A 19,362-nucleotide genomic window follows, 5' to 3' on the forward strand; every position below is an offset into this window, starting at 1 on the left:
AACGGCGATGGAACACCTGCTGGTCATCCACTACGTGCTGCTGGTCGTCGCGGGCTGGCTGATCGTCAGCGTTCTGGGACTCGCCAGCCTGCGACGGACACGGGTGGTTGCGCACGGGCTGTTTCCGGTCGGCGCAGTGTTTGGCCTGGCTCTGTTCGGGCTGGGCCTGACCGGCGTTTTCGCCGGTCCTCAGGAAATCATCCTGCCGCTCGGGTTGCCCGACCTCCCCTTTCATCTTCGGCTCGATGGACTGTCGGCGTATTTCCTGGCTGTGCTCGGCGTGGTAAGCACGGGCGTCAGCGCGTTCTCCGCCGGTTATTTCCGCAAGGGTGAAGGCACGCCGCCCGGCTTACTCTGCTTCGAATATCACGTGTGCCTCGCGAGCATGGCGACGCTGTTGCTCGCGGACGACGCGTACAGCTTCATGGTCGCATGGGAAACGATGACCGTGTCGGCAGTTTTTCTTGTCATGACCAATCACCGCATCGCGGAGATCCGTCGAGCCGCTTACCTCTACTTCCTGATCTCCCATGTCGGCGCGCTGGCGCTCCTGTTGTGTTTCGGCCTGCTGCAAGCCAATACCGGCGACTATACGTTTGCCAACATGCGCGAACAGCACCTCGACGTATTCTGGGCCTCCGCCGCATTCCTGCTGGCGCTATTCGGCTTCGGCGCAAAGGCGGGGGTCTTCCCCTTGCATGTGTGGCTACCCGAAGCCCATCCGGCTGCGCCGTCACCCGTGTCCGCCCTCATGAGCGGCTTTATCCTGAAAGCGGGCCTGTACGGCATTCTGCGCACGGTGTTCGACTTGCTGCATGTCCAGTTGTGGTGGTGGGGAGTCTTCGTGCTGGCGCTCGGACTCTTCACCGCCCTGTTCGGCGTCGTGTTCAGCGCGATCCAGACAGACATGAAACGGCTGCTCGCGTATTCGTCGATCGACAACATCGGGCTGATGTTCGTCAGCATGGGACTGGCGATCCTGTTTCGCGCGTACGGCATGAACAGTCTCGCCGCGCTCTCGTTGACTGCGCTGTTCTACCAGATCGCCAGCCACGCAACGTTCAAAAGCCTGCTGTTTCTCGGCACGGGTTCCGTGCTGCATGCCACCGGCGAACGCAATCTCGGCCGTCTGGGCGGCTTGATCCGCGTGATGCCGTGGACCGCATGGGCGGCGCTCGTGGGCGCATTTGCGAGCGCCGGACTGCCGCCGTTGGGCGGGTTCGTCTCCGAATGGCTGTTGCTGCAGAGCTTTCTGTTCACGCCGGGCTTGCCGAACCCGTTCCTGAATATGGTGGTGCCGCTGGTCGCGGCGCTGATCGCGCTCGTGGCCGCGCTGGCAGGCTATACGATGGTGAAGTTCTTCGGCATCGTCTTTCTGGGTCAACCGAGAGAGGCGAAGCTGGCGCAAGCGCGCGACGCGAGCCATTGGGAGCGCATCGGCTTCGTCTGGCTGGCGGCGATATGCGTATTGCTCGGGCTGCTGCCGGTGCAGTTCGTGGCCGTGCTGGACCGCGTCACCCGGACGCTGGTGGGAACCGGCATCGGCGAGGCCGTCGCGCGCAATGGCTGGCTGCTGCTCGCGCCCACCAGCGTAGACCGGGCCAGCTATATGCCGGCTGTTTTTCTGCTGTTCTTCTGCGCGTGCTGCGCGCTCGCCTGGTTACTGGTCCGCCGTCTCTACCACGGGCGCCTGAGGCGCGCGGCGCCGTGGGCCTGCGGCTATCCGTTCGTGACCGCGCGGATGCAGGACACCGCGGAAGGGTTCGGGCAACCCATCCGCGAAATTTTCACGCCGCTATTCAAGATCGAGCGCCGGCTTCCTTCGCCGTTCGACCAACACCCGGAGTACAGCGTCACCGTGACGGATCGCGCGTGGACCCTGATCTATGCGCCGCTGGAACGGCTGATCATGCGCATCGCGGCATTGGCCGGACGGCTTCAGACAGGCCGCATTGCCATGTATCTGATGCATAGCTTCATCGTGCTGATCGTGCTGCTGATGCTGGTGAGACGATGATCACGCTTTCCGGACTGATCTCGCAGGGGCTCGAAATCCTGCTCGCACTCGCGGCCGCTCCGCTGCTCACGGGCTGGGTCAACATGTGCCGCGCCCGCTTACAAAACCGCCGCGCGCCAAGCATCTGGCAGCCTTACCGGATGCTTCACAAGCTGTTCAACAAGGAGTCAGTGGTCGCTAGCCATGCAAGCCCGATATTCCGTGGCGCGCCTTATGTTGTCTGGGCGTGCATGACGCTCGCCTGCGCGATCGTGCCGACGCTCTCGACCGACCTGCCGCTCTCGCCTGCCGCGGACGCAATCGCGCTGGTCGGCCTCTTCGCGCTGGCACGTGTAACGCTTTCGCTGGCCGCTATGGATATCGGCACCGCGTTCGGCACGCTCGGCGCGCGTCGCGAGATGCTGGTGGGTTTCCTCGCCGAGCCCGCCTTGCTGATGGTCCTGTTCTCGGCATCGCTCATCACGCAGTCCACCTTGCTGACCAGCATCGTCGCCACGCTCAGTCACCGCGAACTGGCAATCTATCCGAGCCTTGCTTTCGCGGGCATCGCGTTCACGATGGTGTCGCTCGCCGAGAACGCGCGTCTGCCGGTCGATAACCCGACTACCCATCTCGAACTCACGATGATCCACGAAGCGTTGATCCTCGAATATTCGGGCCGGCATCTCGCCCTGATGGAATGGGCCGCGAGTCTCAAGCTGTTCGCGTACTCCTGCATCGGCGTTGCCCTGTTCATTCCGTGGGGCATTGCCGAAGCCGGCAATCCGACTGCGCTGCTGTTCTCCATCCCCGCGCTCTTCGTCAAGCTTCTGGTGGGCGGCGCTGCGCTCGCGATAGTCGAGACGAGCAACGCGAAGATGCGCATTTTCCGCGTCCCTGAGTTTCTCGCCACGGCCTTCCTGCTGGCCGTCATCGGGATGCTCGTTCATTTTCTGCTGGGGGCATGAATGCACGGATTCGCCACGCAGATCATCAACTTTCTGGCCGCCATCCTGCTGCTATTGTCGTTTGCGATGTTGAGCCAGCGCCGGATCCTGTCACTGATCCACCTCTACACGCTGCAGGGCCTGACGCTCGTATCCGCCAACCTGGTGCTCGGATACGTGACCGCCGACTCGCACCTCTACATTTCCGCGATGCTGACCCTCGTGCTCAAGGTCGGCCTGATCCCCTGGATTCTCTACAAGCTCGTGCAGCGGCTCAATGTCAGGACGGATGTCGAACCGCTCCTCAATATTCCCGCCACACTGCTGGTGGGCATCGTGCTCGTGATCATCGCGTTCAATGTCGCCTCGCCGATCAGCCAGCTCGCCTCGTCGGTCGCGCGCGGCACGCTCGGCATTGCGCTCGCCTGCGTGCTGCTGTCGTTCATGATGATGATCACGCGCGCCAAGGCGATTCCTCAGGTGATCGGCTTCCTGTCGATGGAAAACGGCCTGTTTTTCGCCGCGGCCGCAGCCACTAACGGTATGCCGATGATCGTCGAACTCGGCATTGGACTCGATGTGCTGGTGGGCAGCCTGATCCTCGGCGTGTTCATGTTCCAGATCCGGGAGCAGTTCGACAGTCTGGACATTCATCACCTGGAAAAACTCAAGGATGACTGAAGCCTGGGTACTGCTGCTGGTTTTCGGGATCCCGCTTTTCGCGGGCGCATGTCTGGCGCTCGTGGGACAACACCGTGTCGCGGCGGAACTCAACGTCGCGTTCAGTTTCCTCACGTTCGCGGCCGCCGCGCTGCTTGCCGTGCAAACCGTGGCACACGGGCCTGCGTTCGCGCTGGGCAAACTGTTCTTCGTCGATCCGCTCAATGTGTTCCTCGTCGCCCTGACGGCCTTTGTCGGCTGGACCACTTCGATCTTTTCGAGGCCGTACATGCGCATCGAGCGGGACCGGGGCAAGATGACCGGCCCTCGCATGCGCCTCTACCACAGCATGTACCAGCTGTTCATCTTTGCGATGCTGCTCGCGCTGCTCACCAACAACATGGGCATTCTGTGGGTCGCCATGGAAGCCGCCACGCTCGCGACCGTGCTGCTGGTCAGCGTATATCGCACCGCGGCCAGCCTCGAAGCCGCGTGGAAGTACTTCATCCTGTGCGGTGTCGGCATCGCACAGGCGCTGTTCGGCACGATCCTGCTCTATCTTGCCGCGAGCCGGCAACTCGGCGGCGACGAGGCACTGCTCTGGACGAGTCTGAATGCGGTCAAGGGCAGTCTCGACCCGACCATCATTTCGCTCGCGTTCGTGTTCCTGCTGATCGGCTACGGCACCAAGGTCGGCCTCGTGCCGATGCACAACTGGCTGCCCGACGCGCATGCCGAAGGCCCCACGCCGATTTCCGCCGTGCTGTCCGGCCTGCTGCTCAATGTTGCACTCTATGCGGTGCTGCGCTGCAAGGTGCTGGCCGATGGCGCACTCCATAACGGCCTGCCGGGAAACCTGCTGGTTGGCTTCGGATTGGTCTCGGTGCTGGTCGCCACCTTTTCGCTGTTCCGGCAAAAGGACGTCAAGCGGCTTTTTTCGTATTCGTCGATCGAGCACATGGGTCTGATGACGTTCGCCTTCGGACTCGGCGGCCCCATTGCGACCTTTGCGGGGCTGCTCCACATGACGGTGCATTCGTTGGTGAAGTCGGCCATTTTCTTTACCGTGGGGCATGCGGCCCAGAAGGCCGGTACCCAGGCGATCGACGACATCCGAGGTTTGTTGCGTGTGAGCCCAACCGTCGGCTGGGGCATGATGCTCGGCGCGCTCGCGATCCTCGGCATGCCGCCATTCGGTGTCTTCGCGAGTGAGTTCCTGATCCTGACCACCGCGATGAGCAAGCTGCCGTGGGCCACGCCCTTCCTGTTGCTCGCGCTTGCTGTAGCCTTTGCGGCTATCTTCGTGCGCGTGCAAGGCATGGTGTTCGGCGACACGACGGCCAAAGTTCTTGAACACCCACCGGCGTTGCTGCCCGTGTTCGTCCATCTCGGCGTCGGGTTGATGCTGGGAGTCTACATTCCGCCCTATCTTGCAACGTGGTATCGGCAGGCGGCGGCCATGATCGTGGGGTGACACATGCGCATTGAGGCATTCGGGTTTTCCGACCTGGTTCGCCTGTCCGTGTTTGCGGGCAGGTCCTCGGCTTTTCTCGCACGTGTCGATTTTGACACCTGGAGCCGCACCGCCGGCACCGTGCGCGAGACGGGTGGCCGTCTGATCTCCCTGTGGGGTGCCGAAGAGACTCCGGGCACATTCACTATCTCTGTCGCTTACGCGCTGGAAGACGGCATCTTGTGGCTTAAGTTGCCGGTAGGCGACGGGCATGGGCGCAGCGACGGATACCCGGATATATCGGCGCTCTTTCCGTGCGCGACACGCATGCAACGGGCCGTCTACGATCTGGTCGGGCTGCGCGCGATCGGCGCCGACGATACACGGCCGTGGCTGAATCACGGCAACTGGCCTGCCGATTACTTCCCGTTGCAGAAATTGTCTTCCGGGACCGAGCAGTTTCAGATCCAGGAAGCGGACTATCCGTTCGTCCACGTCGATGGTGACGGTGTCCACGAGATTGCCGTCGGTCCGATTCACGCAGGCATCATCGAGCCCGGACACTTCCGCTTCTCGGTCGTCGGCGAAAAGGTGTTGCGCCTCGAGGAGCGGCTGGGCTATGCGCACCGGGGAATCGAGCGGCTATTCGAACACATGCCCGCGCTCGACGGACACCGTCTCGCAAGACGCATCGCCGGAGACACCACGGTCGCCTTTACGTGGGCCTATTGCATGGCGGTCGAGCGCGCGTTGAATGGACGGATTCCGCCACGCGCGCAGTGGCTGCGTGCGCTATTGCTCGAGCGCGAGCGCATTGCCAATCACCTGGGCGATCTTGGCGCGCTCGGCAACGACGCGGGGTTCGCGTATGGTCTCTCGCAGTTCTCCCGTCTGAAGGAAGACTGGTTACGCCTGAACAATCTGGCTTTCGGGCATCGCTATCTGATGGACCGGATCGTTCCCGGGGGCTTGTCAACGGACCTCGATGCGCGCTTCGTCACCTCGATGCTGACGCAGTGCGATCAGATCGACACACAAGTCCGCGTCATGCAGCGCATCTACGAGGATCAATCGGGACTGCAGGATCGCTTTGCAGGTACGGGCATACTTTCCGCAAAATTGGCGGAGCACTTCGGTGTGTGCGGGCCGGTCGGACGTGCGAGCGGCCGGAAAATCGACGTGCGTATCGATCACCCTTACGCGCCCTACCACGAGGTTCAGGTGCAGATGGTCAGCGATGACCGGGGCGATGTGGCAGCCCGGACCGCCGTCAGGTTCAACGAAATCTACGAGTCCACTCGGTTGATCCGGACCCTCCTCGCCGATCTGCCTGGTGGTGACATCGTCTCCCGGGTCGAATACAGTGGCTCGCCATCCTGCGGGGTCGGTTGGATCGAAGGCTGGCGGGGCGATGTATTCATCGCACTCGAAACCGGGGCAGACGGAACCATTTCGCGCTCTCACTGCCATGACCCGTCGTGGCAGAACTGGCCGGCTCTGGAGCACGCGATCATCGGCAATATCGTTCCGGATTTCCCGCTGATCAACAAGTCGTTCAATCTGAACTACGCGGGACACGACCTGTAATGTGGCAACTTCTCAAACAGATCGCGACAACCGGCACACCGACTCAACGCCTGCCCGAGGGCGATGAAGCATGGCGGTCCGAAGGGCACCGTATCCAGCAGGAAATACTCGACGTGCTGGGTCGGGCGCTATGCATTCGCGAGATTGATGCGGGCTCCTGCAACGGCTGCGAACTGGAAATCCATGCGCTCAACAATCCGTACTACAACATCGAAGGTCTGGGTATCAAGTTCGTCGCGAGTCCCCGTCACGCCGACATGCTGCTCGTCACTGGCCCGCTGACACTGAACATGAAGGAAGCAGTGCTGCGGGCCTACGAGGCAACGCCGCATCCGAAGCTGGTCGTCGCAGTTGGCGAGTGCGCCTGCACCGGAGGCATGTTCAAGGAAAGCTACGCCGTGTGCGGACCGCTCTCGAAGCTTTTTCCTGTCGACGTCACGGTGCCGGGTTGTCCGCCGCCCCCCATCGATATCCTGAGAGGCATTCTCGCCGCGCTTCGTGTGAAACGTACGATGCTCAAGCCATGATCACCAGCCGTGACATACGCCGCAGACAGTGTTCCTGGTTGAGGGTTCCGCGCGGGAACCAAGTGTGATGACGACTCCAGTACGCCACACTGATGTTTATAAGGACCGTGGAACAGCAGTCGAACCTCGCACCCGGTGCGCTCTTGCATAGGGCCGGCCATACATAAGTAACTTCAGATCCAGCGTTGGCATGGTCAAGCGTGTTGACCCAGTGGGGCTCCTGCGCGATCTTTCTGGCAATTGTAGCGGTGTGGGGGCTGGCCAGCGCACGTGCCGACTGAATCCCGAACCCGCGCAGCGCGTCAGTCGACGTTTCCCGCGCATGGGTGAAAACCTGAAGTCCACAGTCACCGTAACCGGCCATTGCAGCGGTTCAGGCTATGGGGAAAACACGCACCGGGAAGGCTGCGACCAAGGCACGGGCTACGATGTTCGTCCGGAGCAGAGAAGGCTTTTATTCAGACGGTTGCCTGCTGGATTCCACAACATGGCCCGCATCGGTCTGCGTCGGCTCCCGGACGACGAGGACCGGGATCCGACAGTGCGTCAGCACCTTCAGGGTCTCACTGCCGAGCAATAAGGCACGCATGCCGCCTCGGCCGTGGGATGCCATGACAATGAGATCACAGCTTCGTTGCGCTGCCACGCTGATAATCGCCTCATACGGGTGAGCGTGGTTTCTGGTAACCGTATCGCACTCGACACCGGCCTGGGTAGCCGCTTTTGTGACGGCCAGCAGATAGTTATCCGCATGCTGTCGGGTAACCTGAATGACCCGATCCTCCGTGTCGGCGATCATTTCGGTGCCATACGCGAGGACATGGAATTCCGGAATGACATGGAGCCCGGTGACCTTTGCGCCGCTTTCCGTGGCAAGCGTCACCGCCATCTGGATGGCAGCGTCAGAAAGTGTCGAACCATCGGTTGGCACCAGCAGATGCTTGAACATACGTTTCTCCCCGCGGCCAGGTCTGCTCGTCTTGAAGTCCTGCCAGAGCAAACCGCTTGAGCCGGGCACACCTGAATCGAGGTGACTCCTTTCAGTATAGTCAGCTTTATGAAGCCTGCCAGGTCGACTGATTCTGTGGCAAAGTGCCGCGCGACGACCTCACCGAAGTCAGATACATTCGACAGGCATCCGGCGTCGTTCCGGGTTCGCTCAGCGCGCACCAGACGCTCGGCCTGCGGCTTGTCGCAGGCCGTCCCGCCACTCGGCTGCTTCCTGCCGATGCGATGCAGCAGATCAAACGTTGGATCAACCCGGTCGTGGCTCAAGCATCTTCCCGAAAATCTGCAATGACGCCCATCAAGTTCATACTCCGCTACACGGCTGTGCCGTTCATGGCAATCGTCGCCGTCGTATCTTGGGCCTCACTTCACTCGTCTGCCGAAATCGATGCCCGACAGTACGCGGCATTATCAGGCGCCTATGCAAGCTTCCCGGTGGATCTCCGACGAGATATCAGACAGGCGCTGCAATCGGGGAAGCTGAGCAAGTGGGATTATTCGTCGCTGGTACGGGAATCCCTCAACGATGGAGTTGTTCTCGACTGGCCGTCCGACGATAAGGAGGACGTCGCTACCGAGCGGGAAAAGCTGGCTGCGCTCGTCAAGGCGGACCGACCCTGAGCCACGCCACTCACTGAGTTACCAGTATAGATACGCCACGCTCGTTGTCTGGGATGGCACCCCGTTTTATTGATAAGGCATCCATATTTATAGAAAGTGGCTTGGCCAGACCTGCTGTTTGCAGCAGTGGCCTTGATTTCAGCCCTGGCTAGCGGACTCTCTCGCGAAAGACTGGTGGCGAATCAGGTATTGCCAGTCCCTCCACGACGGCTTCAAAGCCGTCCGGCATGCCTGCGGCCGGCGAACCTAGCGTGAGTCGTGCGCCGGCCGCCTGGGCGATCGCATTGACGATTGCCAGCCCCAGGCCGCTTCCCTTCGCTGTTGTGGCCCCGCGTTCGAACGGCTGGCTCAGGCGCGCGAGCGTCTCCGAGGGTACGACAGGCCCCCGGTTCCGGACGCTCAAGGTGCCGCCGCTCGTGAGCATGATACGAACGGCCGTTGCGTCCGTACCGTGCTTGACGGCGTTTTCAATAAGGTTGCGCGCAAGAATGGCGAAAGCGTCCTGGTCGATTGGCGACAATACGGGTTCATCGGGCAGGCTCAGTGCGAGTTCATTAGATCGTGCAATGCGCCGGACATCGTCGACCACGAGTTGAAGGACGGGCCGCAAGTCTTGCGCGATATCAGAGAGGACGCGGGCGCCTTCTGCCCGGGCCAGTTGCATGAGCTTTTCGCTGAGTCGCACGAGCGTCTGCAAAGTGATCTCGACGTTTCGCGCACGTTGCTCGATTGGCGTGCCTTGTGCCTCGGCTATCAGGCGTTGCGTTTGCGCAAGTGCTGCGGCAATCGGCGTGCGAAGCTCGTGTGCGCTGTTGGCCGTGAAGCTGCGCTCGGCGCTCAGTGCCCGGTCAAGCCGCTGCATCAGGTCGTTGACCGCGTCAGCTATTGGCTCGATTTCCGTAGGCATGCCGGCCTTGGCGAGCGGAGTGAGATCGTCGCGACCTCTAGAGGCAACACCCTCGCAAAACCGGCTGATCGGACGCAATCCTGTCTTCACGATCAGCCACGTGCCGACGAGGCCAAGCAAGATGAGAACAAGGAGCGGCTCGATCACCGCAAGTGCCGCCCGGGTGCTGACGTGACGGCGCTCAACCAGGGGTTCCGCAATCGCGAGCAGGACCGTTCCTTGCAAGACCGTTTCCGTATAAATCCGGTGGCTGGGCGTCGACGTGAAGCCTGCCTTCAGATCAGCCGGGAAGACCCCAGGGTCCGCATCATGAGACTGCAGGACGGTCTTGCCGGTTTGGTCGCGCACGATATAGGTGAGCAACTCGTCGTGCGCGCGTACGGCCGCTACGCGCTGTCCGGTGCTGCCTTGCGTACTTAGATCAAGGATATCCGTGACGGCCAGCGGCACGAGCCGCTGCGCCGTCTCCTGCAAGGCGCTATCCGAGATCCGGTCGATTTCGTCTTGCAGGACATGAAACGCCGCTGCTCCTACAAGGAGCGACAGTGCGGCCAGGCCAACGGCAAGCGCTACTGCGAGGCGCGCCTGGAGGCTGTGCAGCATCGCTAGCACTGCCTGAGTTTGTAGCCGAGGCCACGCGCCGTCTCGATCAGGTCGCCCCCCAGCTTCTTGCGCAGCCGGCTCATGTGCACCTCGATGGTGTTGCTGCCGATTTCGGCGTTAAACGAGTAAAGGCGCTCTTCCAGCTGCGCCTTTGAAAGAATCATGCCCTGTCGCTGAATGAACGCCTCGAGCAATGCCCATTCGCTGGCGGTAAGGGAAATGGAACGGCCTTCTCGACGGATGCTGTGGGCGGCCAGATCGATCTGCAAATTGCCCAGTGTGACAAATGGGTTGGGATTGCCTGAATACCGGCGCGCAACGGCGTTGACGCGCGCGGTGAGCTCGGATAGATCGAATGGCTTGACAAGGTAGTCGTCGGCGCCAGCGTTTAATCCGGCGATGCGGTTGGCGACCTGGTCGAGCGCAGTCAGGATCACCACGGGTACCGAAGAGCCGGATACACGCAATTCACGCAGAAAATCGATTCCCTTGCCGTCCGGCAGCAGCAGGTCCAGCAGGATCAGGTCGTAGTTCGCGGCTTGCACGTAGCGCCGGGCGTCACCCAGGGTCGTGACGTAGTCGGTGGAATGTCCGTCCCGCGTGATCTGGTCCCGAACGGCTTGGCCGAGCAGCGGATCGTCCTCGACAAGCAGTACTCTCATGCGATAGTCCCGGCGGTTGTTATCGCAAACTGTGCTACGCCAAGCTTACGCCAGGCTGAAGAAAAATCTTTTCGTTCGCAAGGCTGGCTTCAGGTATGGGCCGCATTGTAGAGCCTGTCAGGACAAAACCACACTCCCCGTCATGAAACGACCACCGCTCCGAAGAAGCATTGCCATCGTATCCCTTGTCGCGCTATGCGCTGGCGTCGCCCAACTGGCGCAGGCGGACGACGACTGCACCGCACCGCTCACGAACTGGAAACCGGTCAGCGAGATCGATGCGCTAGCCAGAAAACAAGGCTGGAACGTGAGTCGGGTCAGAACGGATGACGGTTGCTACGAGATCCGTGGACTCGACGCGCAGGGGCGGCACTTCAAAGCCAAAGTCGATCCGGCCACGCTCGCGATCATCCGGCTGAAAACCGATGGCGACGCCCAGGACGAGCGCCACGGTGAAGACGGCGGTGAGCACGAGGACCGGAGCGGCCCGCGACCGGCTGCGGCAGGACCGCGCGCGCCCAACGATAAACCGGGTAACGCGGCAAGCGGCGCGCAGCCATCCAATGGGCTATTGACCCCGGGGAGCCGGCCGCAGGTTCAGATCCGCTGACCTGCGAAAACCGTCGTCGCAACACACTTTCGTCATACGCAAATCAACGCTGACGCAGGGTAAGTGCGCCGTCTCGCCCGGCGTAGCCACTATTGAAGAGGACAGATCATGAAATACACATTCCCTATTGCTGCGCTTGCCGGTGCACTCGCGATTCCCTCGCTGGCGTTCGCCCGCCCCGTCACGATTGAAGCGCAATTGACCAATTACGGCGGTGACGGTGCGTACGTGGTGATGTACGTCACCGACCGGGCTGGCCGTTATCAGGGCACGCTGTGGATGGCAGGCGAGAAGGCGAAGTACTACAGGCACCTGAGCGCCTGGTACCGGATGACGGGAAATGGCGCGGCAAGGATCGACGGCATTACGGGTGCGAGCGTTGGTGCCGGCAGGACGCTGAAGGCAACGCTCGATCTTGCCGATACGCTAATCGACGCTGGCTACGAAATTCACGTGGATACCGCAGTGGAGAACATGAACGAGAACCCGTCCGAGGTGGTCGTTCCATTGACGACATCGGGAACCGGAAAGTCCGTCAGAGGGCGCGGCTATGTGAAAGCGTTTCGCTACACGTTGTGAGGAATGACATGCTTCGCAAGCTTCATTCGTTGCCCGGACTGATCGCCGCCCTCGTCCTGATGGTCACGGCGATCTCCGGTGCGATGCTGTCTCTGAACCCTGTGATCGAACGCGCAGGCGTAGTTCAGGTTAGCCAGCATTCGCTCGACGCCGCGACGCTCGCCGCACGTGTGAAGGCCCATTACCCCGGCCTCGAGAAAATCGTGCGAAAGCCCTCGGGCGCCGTCATTGCCTATTACTCTTCAGGCGGCGAGTCTGGCGCCGCCAGCATCGATCCCGTGACAGGTGACGGTATCGAACCTTATACGCCATCGACCACCATGCGCTGGCTGACCAATCTGCACCGCAAGCTGCTCATAGGCGATGCCGGGCGCGTCGCAACCGGCCTCGGGGCAGGTTTGATGCTGCTGCTGGCCGCATCCGGCCTTGCGCTACTCGAACGCCGTATGGGCGGATGGGCGAAGCTGTTCGGCCGCATTCGGGGTAGCGGTCTGCAGCGAATCCACAATGAGGTTGCCCGCGTCGCCATTCTCGGGCTGACGCTCTCGGCTGCAACAGGGCTCGTCCTGTCGTTGACGACCTTCGAGGTGATCCCCGAACGAGCCACGGCGCAACTTCCGTTTCCGGCCTCCGTGAGCACCGGCGCCCCGCTTGCAGTGAATCGCGTTGCTGCGCTCAGGAACGTCGATGTAACCGACCTGCGTGAACTGATGTTGCCCTCCCCCCAGAACCCGGGCGATGTCTACGCGTTGCGGACATCGAGCGGCACCGGCTACATCGACCCGTCGTCAGGGAAATGGCTCGCGTGGCAGCCCAATGACGCTTGGCAGCGTTTTCACGAGGTCGTGTTCATGCTGCATACGGGCGAGGGACTGTGGTGGCTCGCGCTGATCCTCGGGCTTGCGAGCGCGTCGGTGCCGGTTTTGGCGATTACTGGAGTATGGCTATGGGTGCGGCGTCGCCGCGCGACGGTAAAAGTTCCAGACAACGTGAGCGCGGGTCAGGCCGATACGGTCATTCTCGTGGGAAGCGAAGGAAACAGCACCTGGGCGTTCGCTGCCGCAATTCATCAGGCGCTGACGCGCGCGAATTTTCGCGTGCATATAGCGCCGATGAACGATCTTTCATCACGCCACTGCAAGGCGCAACGCCTGATCGTACTGACTTCGACGTATGGCGATGGTGAGGCACCGTCCAGCGCCACGCAGTATTTGAGCAAGCTCGCGAGCATGAACGACTATGTTCCACCAACGTTTGCCGTCCTCGGTTTTGGGGATCGCCAGTTCCCCCATTTCTGTGGTTATGCGCAAACCGTGCACGATGCGTTGATCGCCAAAGGCGGCCAGGCGCTCATCGAGTGCAGCAGCGTTGACCGGCAGTCGGAGAGCACGTTCAGGAAGTGGAGCGAGCAACTGGGTATCGCACTCGACGTGCGACTCGACGTGCGCTACCAGCCGTCGCTACCGCGCACCGTCTCCCTGACGCTTGTGGAGCGCAAGGACTATGGACTCGACTCTGGAAGTGTCACGTCGGTGTTGCGCTTTGTCCGCAGCACACCGCGCAATCGGCGGTGGCACACCCCGCTGCAAAGGGCTCTGCCGTCATTCGACGCGGGCGACCTGCTCGGGGTGATCCCGCCCGGCGACACCGTGCCGAGGTTCTACTCGCTCGCGAGCGCTTCGCGAGATGGTTTTATCGAAATCTGCGTGCGCAGGCATGCGCATGGGGCCGGCTCTGGCTATCTGACAGCTTTGCAGCCCGGCAACGCGATTCAGGCGTTCATTCGCCGGAACCCTGCGTTCAGACCCGCGGCGGGAGAGGCGCCAATCATTCTTATCGGCGCCGGGACGGGCATCAGCCCATTCGTTGGCTTCATCCGGCAAAACTCGGCGGGGCGGCCCATGCATCTGTATTTTGGTGCCAGACGCTCAGGCGAGGCGTTCCTGTACGACGAAGAGTTGCAGAACCTGGTCGGCAACCGCCGGCTGACGACTTTCAAGACCGCCTTCTCGTGCCCCGTACGGAAGACCTACGTGCAGGAGCGACTCATGGCCGACGCGCCAACGCTTCGTGAACTCGTCGCCAGCGGAGCGCAGATCATGGTGTGCGGAGGCAGAGACATGGCCAACTGTGTGGCCCGAGCGTGGGAACACATTCTGGATGGCTCCGGCCTTTCCGTGAACGAGATGAGATTGAAGGGAAGATATGTCGAAGATGTCTATTGAAGGACCGATGGCCGGTTGTCCCGAGCGCTATACGTTCAACGGACCGACGATGGGCACCCGATACAGCGTGCAATGCTACGCGCCGGCGGGGTTGGACCGCGCCCTGATCGCTTCTGAACTGGATGCGGCGGTACGAGCGGTAGACGAGGAAATGTCGAACTGGAAGGACAGTTCCGATTTGACACGGTTGAATAGAGCCGAGCCCGACGTCTGGGTGCCGATCTCCCGCAATCTTGCGACGGTGCTGGTGCGCGCGACGGAGATGGGGCGCGAGACAGACAATGCGTTCAACGCAGGTGTCGGCGATGTGGTGGATCAGTGGGGCTTCGGCCCATCCAACGCGCCGCGGCCAACCATGCGGGAAGCCTCGCGCGAACGACCCCGACGCCCGCTGGTCGAACTGCTCGACGTCAACGTCGAGCAGTGTCGCGCTCGCAAGCAGGCGCATGTGAGCCTCGACTTGTGCGGTATCGCCAAAGGCTTCGGCGTAGACGAATTGGCGCGTGTGCTGGACAGTCATGACGTTCGGTCGTGGCTTGTCGGAATCGACGGTGAGATGCGTGCGCGAGGCACAAAGACTGGCCAGGCACTGTGGGCAATCGCAATCGAGCGTCCCGACTATGAACGCCGGGAGGCGCTCGGCGTGATCGAACTCACGGATATCGCGGTCGCAACTTCGGGGGACTATCGTCACTGGAGCGAATGCGAGGGCAAGCGCATCTCGCATGTCGTGGATCCGCGCACAGGTGAGCCTTTATGCAACGGGGTCGCGTCGGTCACAGTGCTGGCGAGGTCCTGCATGGACGCGGATGCTTATGCAACCGCGCTCATGGTGTTGGGGCCTCAGAAAGGCCTGGATTTCGCACGCCGCAAGCAGCTGGACGCACTTTTTCTGCTGCGCGATGGCGCACAAATACTGGCGATCGGCACGGGTTTGTTTGATGCGGGTTTCAACGGTATAGAAGTCCCCGGCGGATAAGGTGTTTCTCGAGCTCGACCAGAACGAACACCACACTGGAGAGCAGAACACACATTGCCAGCTCAGTCATATTAAGCGCGGTCGTCCGGAAAACGGTGTTCAACATGGGTACATAGATCGTCGCCAGTTGAAGCGCAAAGGTGAGCAGCACCGCGCCCACAAGGGGCATGTTTGAACGCGCTCCCCGCGCGAAAAACGACGCTTGCTCCGATCGGATGGCAAGTACGTGCCCCATCTGGGAGAGCGTGAGCACCGTAAAGGTCATGGTCTGCCAATGTGCCGAAGCGACGTGAATGGCGTATGCCTGCGTGAGCAGCGTGACACCGGCCATTGCGAGCCCAACCCATACGATGTGCTGCCACATGCCGCGGGCAAAGACGCTTTCCCCTGGGGGCCGTGGTGGCCGTAGCATGACGCCCTTCTCCGCCGGTTCGGCCGCCAGTGCCAGCCCCGGCAGTCCATCGGTGACCAGGTTAATCCACAGGATGTGTATGGGAAGCAAGGGAATCGGCAGGCCGAGAAAAGGCGCGAGAAAAATAGTCCATATCTCGGCCGAATTGCACGTCAAGGCGTAGCGAATGAACTTGCGTACATTATCGAAGATTCGCCGCCCCTCTTCGACGGCACCGACGATGGTGGCGAAGTTGTCGTCCAGCAGCACGATACTGGCCGCATCCCGCGCAACATCGGTGCCCTTTTTCCCCATCGCAATGCCGATATCCGCGCCGGCGAGCGCCGGCGCGTCGTTCACGCCATCACCGGTCATCGCGACGAACTGGCCATGCGCCCGAACGGCCTCGACGATCCTGATTTTTTGCGCCGGGTCCACCCGGGCAAACACGCGGGTATGCACAACCTGCGCGACTAGCGCTTCATCCGTGAGTCGACTGAGTTCCTGGCCGGTCAACACGGTGTCCCCGGGGGCGAGAATGCCAAGTTCGCGGGCGATAGCACACGCGGTTACAGGGTGATCCCCCGTGACCATTACGGGTGTGATCCCTGCCGATCTGCAAGCCTTGACTGCCTGCCGTACGTCGGGCCGCGGCGGATCACGCATGCCAGCCAGGCCAAGCAAAGTGAGGCCGCATTCGATTTCTTCTATATCGTGACCGGCAGGCAGACTGTCCCACTTCCGGCTCGCGACGGCGAGTACACGAAGACCACTATCCGCCATCGCCTCCGCCGCCGCCAGCACGCGTTCGTGGTCCACAGCGACCATCCCATGATCTGACAGGGACGCGTTGCAACGTTCAATGACCGTCTCCGGTGCGCCCTTCGTGTAAGCAATAAATCCGGTTCCGCTGCGGTGAATCGTTGTCATCCGCTTGCGATCGGAGTCAAACGGGAACTCCAGGAAGCGCGGGCTCGTGACTTCGAGCGCGCTCTTGTCGAAGCCAGCGTCAGCGGCCACTCTCCACAACGCAACCTCGGTCGGATCGCCTGCGACCTCCCCGCCCGCAGCGCGGCTAACGTTGTTGCATAACGCCAATGCCTCCAGCAAGCATCTCGTAACGGGCCTTTTTGTATCGAACGATGCGATGGGTAACCGCACGCCATCAGCGTAGAGCTCAGTTGTGCACATCTCGTTCAGGGTCAATGTGCCAGTCTTGTCGGTACAGATCCAGCTCACGGACCCCAAGGTTTCGACCGCAGGCAAACGTCGCACCAGGGCATTGTGTCGTGCCATATTGCGCGCACCAAGGGCAAGCATCACGGTCACCACTGCGGGTAAAGCTTCAGGGATAGCGGCGACGGCAAGACTCAGGCTCGTGAGAAGCATGAGCAGCACTGGCTCGCCCCGCAGCACACCTGTCGCAAAGATGATCGCGCAGATCACAAGAATCATCATGGCCAACCGGCGCCCAAACGCTGCAAGACGCTTTTGCAGCGGCGTCTGGACTACAGGTGCCGCTTCGATCATCCCGGCGATCTTGCCGAGTTCGGTGGCCATGCCGGTAGCAACGGCAATACCTCGTGCTCGACCGTAGGTGACAACAGTGCCCTTGAAAGCCATATTTGTCCGGTCGGCGAGTTGTAGCGAAGCGTCGTCAAGCGACGCGGTGCCCTTCTCTGCCGGCACCGACTCCCCAGTGAGAACTGCTTCGGCGATCTTCAGCCCGGACGCCTCGGCAAGACGAAGATCGACGGGAACGGTAGAACCGGTATCCAGCAAAACGACGTCGCCCTGCACAATGCCCGATGCCGGAACCGTTTGACATTCGCCTTCGCGAATGACTGTCGCCTGCAACCTGGCGAGTTGTGCGAGCGACGCCATCACACGCTCGGCGCGATAGTCCTGGATGAAGCCGACTGTGCCGTTAAGCAACACGATCGCGACGATCACGAGCGCGTCCGCAGCCTCGCCGATCAGGCCCGACGCGAGAGCCGCCGCCAACAGAGCGACGATCATGAAGTCCTTGAACTGACAGATCAGCATGTCAAGGACGCCCCGGCGCCGCTGCTCACGAATCTCGTTCGGCCCGTCTTTGGCGAGGCGCCGGTGCGCCTCTGCCAGTGTCAGGCCATGCTCGCAATCGGTGCCCAGTTGCATGGCGATGGCCGCGACCTGCATTGCGTGCCATGTGTTGGAACCCTCCGCCCCAGGGCAAATCGTGCGCGTCGGAGTCAACATGGACCGATCCTTCTGTACGAGAGTCGACGAACGTCGCATTGAAGCGGTACGCGGCAAGTGCCAGTATCGGTGCGGGTCAGACTCGCTGATTGACCTTTATCAAGCAGTACCGTGCGGGTAGCGACAGATCATATGGTCTCCGGTCTCGCATCTGGATGCATTGTTTCGGCCTGCGATGACTGCCCGGATACAGAAACGCCGAATCCACGAACGGGAGCGCTCAATGCGATCGGGAAAGCATGTCGTGCTAGCACTGCTTCTGGCTGGTCTGGTAGCTTTGGGGTTCATGGTTCTGCGCCCTTTTCTAGTTCCGGTCGCGTGGGCGCTGATTATTTCGTATGTCACCTGGCCCGCCTACAGCCGTTTGCGACGCCTGCTCCGCGAAAGCGCGGGTACTAGCGCGCTGCTGATGACCCTTCTCCTGACGTGTGCGTGCATACTGCCAGTCGTCTGGCTGATGAAGCCGTTGACAGAAGATCTAACGGACGCCAGCCGGGCTATCGTCGCCTACTTCTCCGATCGTCCTCGCGACTTACCCGATTTTCTGGCGCGCATCCCCTGGATCGGGTCCTCGTTGCAGGCGTTTCTCGATCATGTGGAGATTGATCCCCCTGCCATCCGCTCCCAACTCTCAGGATGGGCGAATCGCTGGACAAGCGAAATTGGTGACCTCCTCGGAAGTGCGGCCCGGAACGCCACAAAGCTGGGGTTTGCTCTCGTGACGCTGTTTTTTGCGTATCGCGATGGAGAAAGTCTCCTGAATCAGATACGGCAGGCTTTGCGGCCTTTCCTTGGCGAGCGCCTTGACGACTATCTCACCGCGATCGGCAGCATGACCCGATCCGTCGTCTACGGCATTGTGCTGACAGCAATCGCGCAGGCAGTGTTGGCCGGGCTGGGTTACTGGGCCGCAGGCGTAACTGCGCCCGTCACGCTGGCAGGGATCACTGCTCTCGTAGCATTGATTCCTTTTGGCACGCCATTGGTATGGGTGCCGGTGGCGGTCGGCCTTCTATTTGCGGGCCGCACGGTGGCCGGAGTCGGGTTATTGCTCTGGGGAATGCTGGTCATTAGCTGGGTAGACAATCTGATAAGGCCGTTTGTGATTAGCAGCAGCGCACGCATTCCATTTCTGCTCGTCATGTTTGGTGTGCTTGGTGGACTCGCCGCATTCGGTCTGATCGGATTGTTCCTTGGGCCCGCCATACTGGCTGTTCTGATGGCGCTGTGGCGCGAATGGCAGACAGAGGCGACACGGCAACAGGTGCGGCAACCGGTTCAGCGGAATGACATACCTAAGTAGTGGATCGCCAGCGGTGCTGGCACGAGCTTATCCAATCGGAACACAAGTAAATCATTTCGCCCA

General features: G+C 61.3%; 16 protein-coding genes. 12 read left to right on the top strand and 4 right to left on the bottom strand.

Going from position 1 to position 19,362, the window contains the following annotated elements:
• Positions 1 to 7: 7 nt before the first annotated feature.
• From hyfB to BLW71_RS24175, 6 genes are read left to right on the top strand one after another with little or no spacing between them, the layout of a single operon-like run.
• Positions 8 to 2,017 (top strand): hydrogenase 4 subunit B, encoded by a 2,010-nt coding sequence (gene hyfB / locus BLW71_RS24150; RefSeq protein WP_091802606.1) that lies wholly within the window; start codon positions 8 to 10, stop codon positions 2,015 to 2,017.
• Entirely contained in the window at positions 2,014 to 2,964 is a 951-nt protein-coding gene (locus BLW71_RS24155; RefSeq protein ID WP_091802608.1) for a respiratory chain complex I subunit 1 family protein, read from the top strand. The genes hyfB and BLW71_RS24155 overlap by 4 nt, the downstream gene beginning before the upstream one ends.
• Positions 2,965 to 3,624, top strand: a complete 660-nt coding sequence (locus BLW71_RS24160; RefSeq protein ID WP_091802611.1) for a formate hydrogenlyase — start codon at positions 2,965 to 2,967, stop codon at positions 3,622 to 3,624.
• The gene (locus BLW71_RS24165) at positions 3,617 to 5,077 is read left to right on the top strand and encodes a hydrogenase 4 subunit F (RefSeq protein ID WP_091802613.1); all 1,461 of its coding nucleotides are present in this window, start codon (positions 3,617 to 3,619) and stop codon (positions 5,075 to 5,077) included. Before BLW71_RS24160 ends, BLW71_RS24165 begins: the two co-directional genes overlap by 8 nt.
• Positions 5,078 to 5,080: 3 nt before the next feature.
• Positions 5,081 to 6,643, top strand: a complete 1,563-nt coding sequence (locus BLW71_RS24170) for a hydrogenase large subunit (protein ID WP_091802616.1) — start codon at positions 5,081 to 5,083, stop codon at positions 6,641 to 6,643.
• The gene (locus BLW71_RS24175; protein ID WP_091802618.1) at positions 6,643 to 7,170 is read left to right on the top strand and encodes an NADH-quinone oxidoreductase subunit B family protein; all 528 of its coding nucleotides are present in this window, start codon (positions 6,643 to 6,645) and stop codon (positions 7,168 to 7,170) included. Before BLW71_RS24170 ends, BLW71_RS24175 begins: the two co-directional genes overlap by 1 nt.
• A gap of 454 nt (positions 7,171 to 7,624) precedes the next feature.
• On the opposite strand, the gene BLW71_RS24185 is transcribed toward BLW71_RS24175, so the two are convergent.
• The gene (locus BLW71_RS24185; protein ID WP_091808779.1) at positions 7,625 to 8,119 is read right to left on the bottom strand and encodes a universal stress protein; all 495 of its coding nucleotides are present in this window, start codon (positions 8,117 to 8,119) and stop codon (positions 7,625 to 7,627) included.
• A 347-nt stretch (positions 8,120 to 8,466) separates the two neighbouring features.
• Here BLW71_RS24185 and BLW71_RS24190 point away from each other — a divergent pair, with 347 nt between their 5' ends.
• On the top strand, positions 8,467 to 8,799 hold the full coding sequence (locus BLW71_RS24190; RefSeq protein WP_091808781.1) for a hypothetical protein: 333 nt from the start codon (positions 8,467 to 8,469) through the stop codon (positions 8,797 to 8,799).
• 148 nt (positions 8,800 to 8,947) lie between these two features.
• Here BLW71_RS24190 and BLW71_RS24195 read toward each other — a convergent pair whose 3' ends face one another.
• Both BLW71_RS24195 and BLW71_RS24200 read right to left on the bottom strand, forming a co-directional pair.
• The gene (locus BLW71_RS24195) at positions 8,948 to 10,309 is read right to left on the bottom strand and encodes an ATP-binding protein (RefSeq protein ID WP_091802621.1); all 1,362 of its coding nucleotides are present in this window, start codon (positions 10,307 to 10,309) and stop codon (positions 8,948 to 8,950) included.
• Positions 10,310 to 10,311: 2 nt separating this feature from the next.
• Positions 10,312 to 10,971, bottom strand: a complete 660-nt coding sequence (locus BLW71_RS24200) for a response regulator (protein WP_091802624.1) — start codon at positions 10,969 to 10,971, stop codon at positions 10,312 to 10,314.
• Positions 10,972 to 11,113: 142 nt separating this feature from the next.
• Between BLW71_RS24200 and BLW71_RS24205 the strand changes: the two genes are divergently transcribed.
• The 4 genes from BLW71_RS24205 to BLW71_RS24220 all read left to right on the top strand — a co-directional run bounded on the left by BLW71_RS24205 (position 11,114) and on the right by BLW71_RS24220 (position 15,364).
• Positions 11,114 to 11,581, top strand: coding sequence for a PepSY domain-containing protein (locus BLW71_RS24205; RefSeq protein ID WP_091802627.1), 468 nt, complete (start codon positions 11,114 to 11,116; stop codon positions 11,579 to 11,581).
• A gap of 108 nt (positions 11,582 to 11,689) precedes the next feature.
• Entirely contained in the window at positions 11,690 to 12,160 is a 471-nt protein-coding gene (locus tag BLW71_RS24210) for a DUF2271 domain-containing protein (protein ID WP_087670468.1), read from the top strand.
• Positions 12,161 to 12,168: 8 nt separating this feature from the next.
• Entirely contained in the window at positions 12,169 to 14,385 is a 2,217-nt protein-coding gene (locus BLW71_RS24215) for a PepSY domain-containing protein (RefSeq protein WP_091802630.1), read from the top strand.
• Complete coding sequence (locus tag BLW71_RS24220) at positions 14,366 to 15,364, top strand: FAD:protein FMN transferase (RefSeq protein WP_408481056.1); 999 nt, start codon at positions 14,366 to 14,368, stop codon at positions 15,362 to 15,364. The genes BLW71_RS24215 and BLW71_RS24220 overlap by 20 nt, the downstream gene beginning before the upstream one ends.
• Here the strand turns inward: BLW71_RS24220 and BLW71_RS24225 are convergent.
• On the bottom strand, positions 15,336 to 17,996 hold the full coding sequence (locus BLW71_RS24225; protein ID WP_091802633.1) for a cation-translocating P-type ATPase: 2,661 nt from the start codon (positions 17,994 to 17,996) through the stop codon (positions 15,336 to 15,338). The genes BLW71_RS24220 and BLW71_RS24225 overlap by 29 nt on opposite strands.
• Before the next feature lie 244 nt (positions 17,997 to 18,240).
• On the opposite strand from BLW71_RS24225, the gene BLW71_RS24230 reads away from it, so the two are divergent.
• A complete protein-coding gene (locus BLW71_RS24230) occupies positions 18,241 to 19,299 on the top strand; it encodes an AI-2E family transporter (RefSeq protein ID WP_286162084.1) in 1,059 nt (352 codons plus the stop codon).
• Positions 19,300 to 19,362: the final 63 nt, after the last annotated feature.

This window comes from Burkholderia sp. WP9 (assembly GCF_900104795.1).
GTDB lineage: Bacteria > Pseudomonadota > Gammaproteobacteria > Burkholderiales > Burkholderiaceae > Paraburkholderia.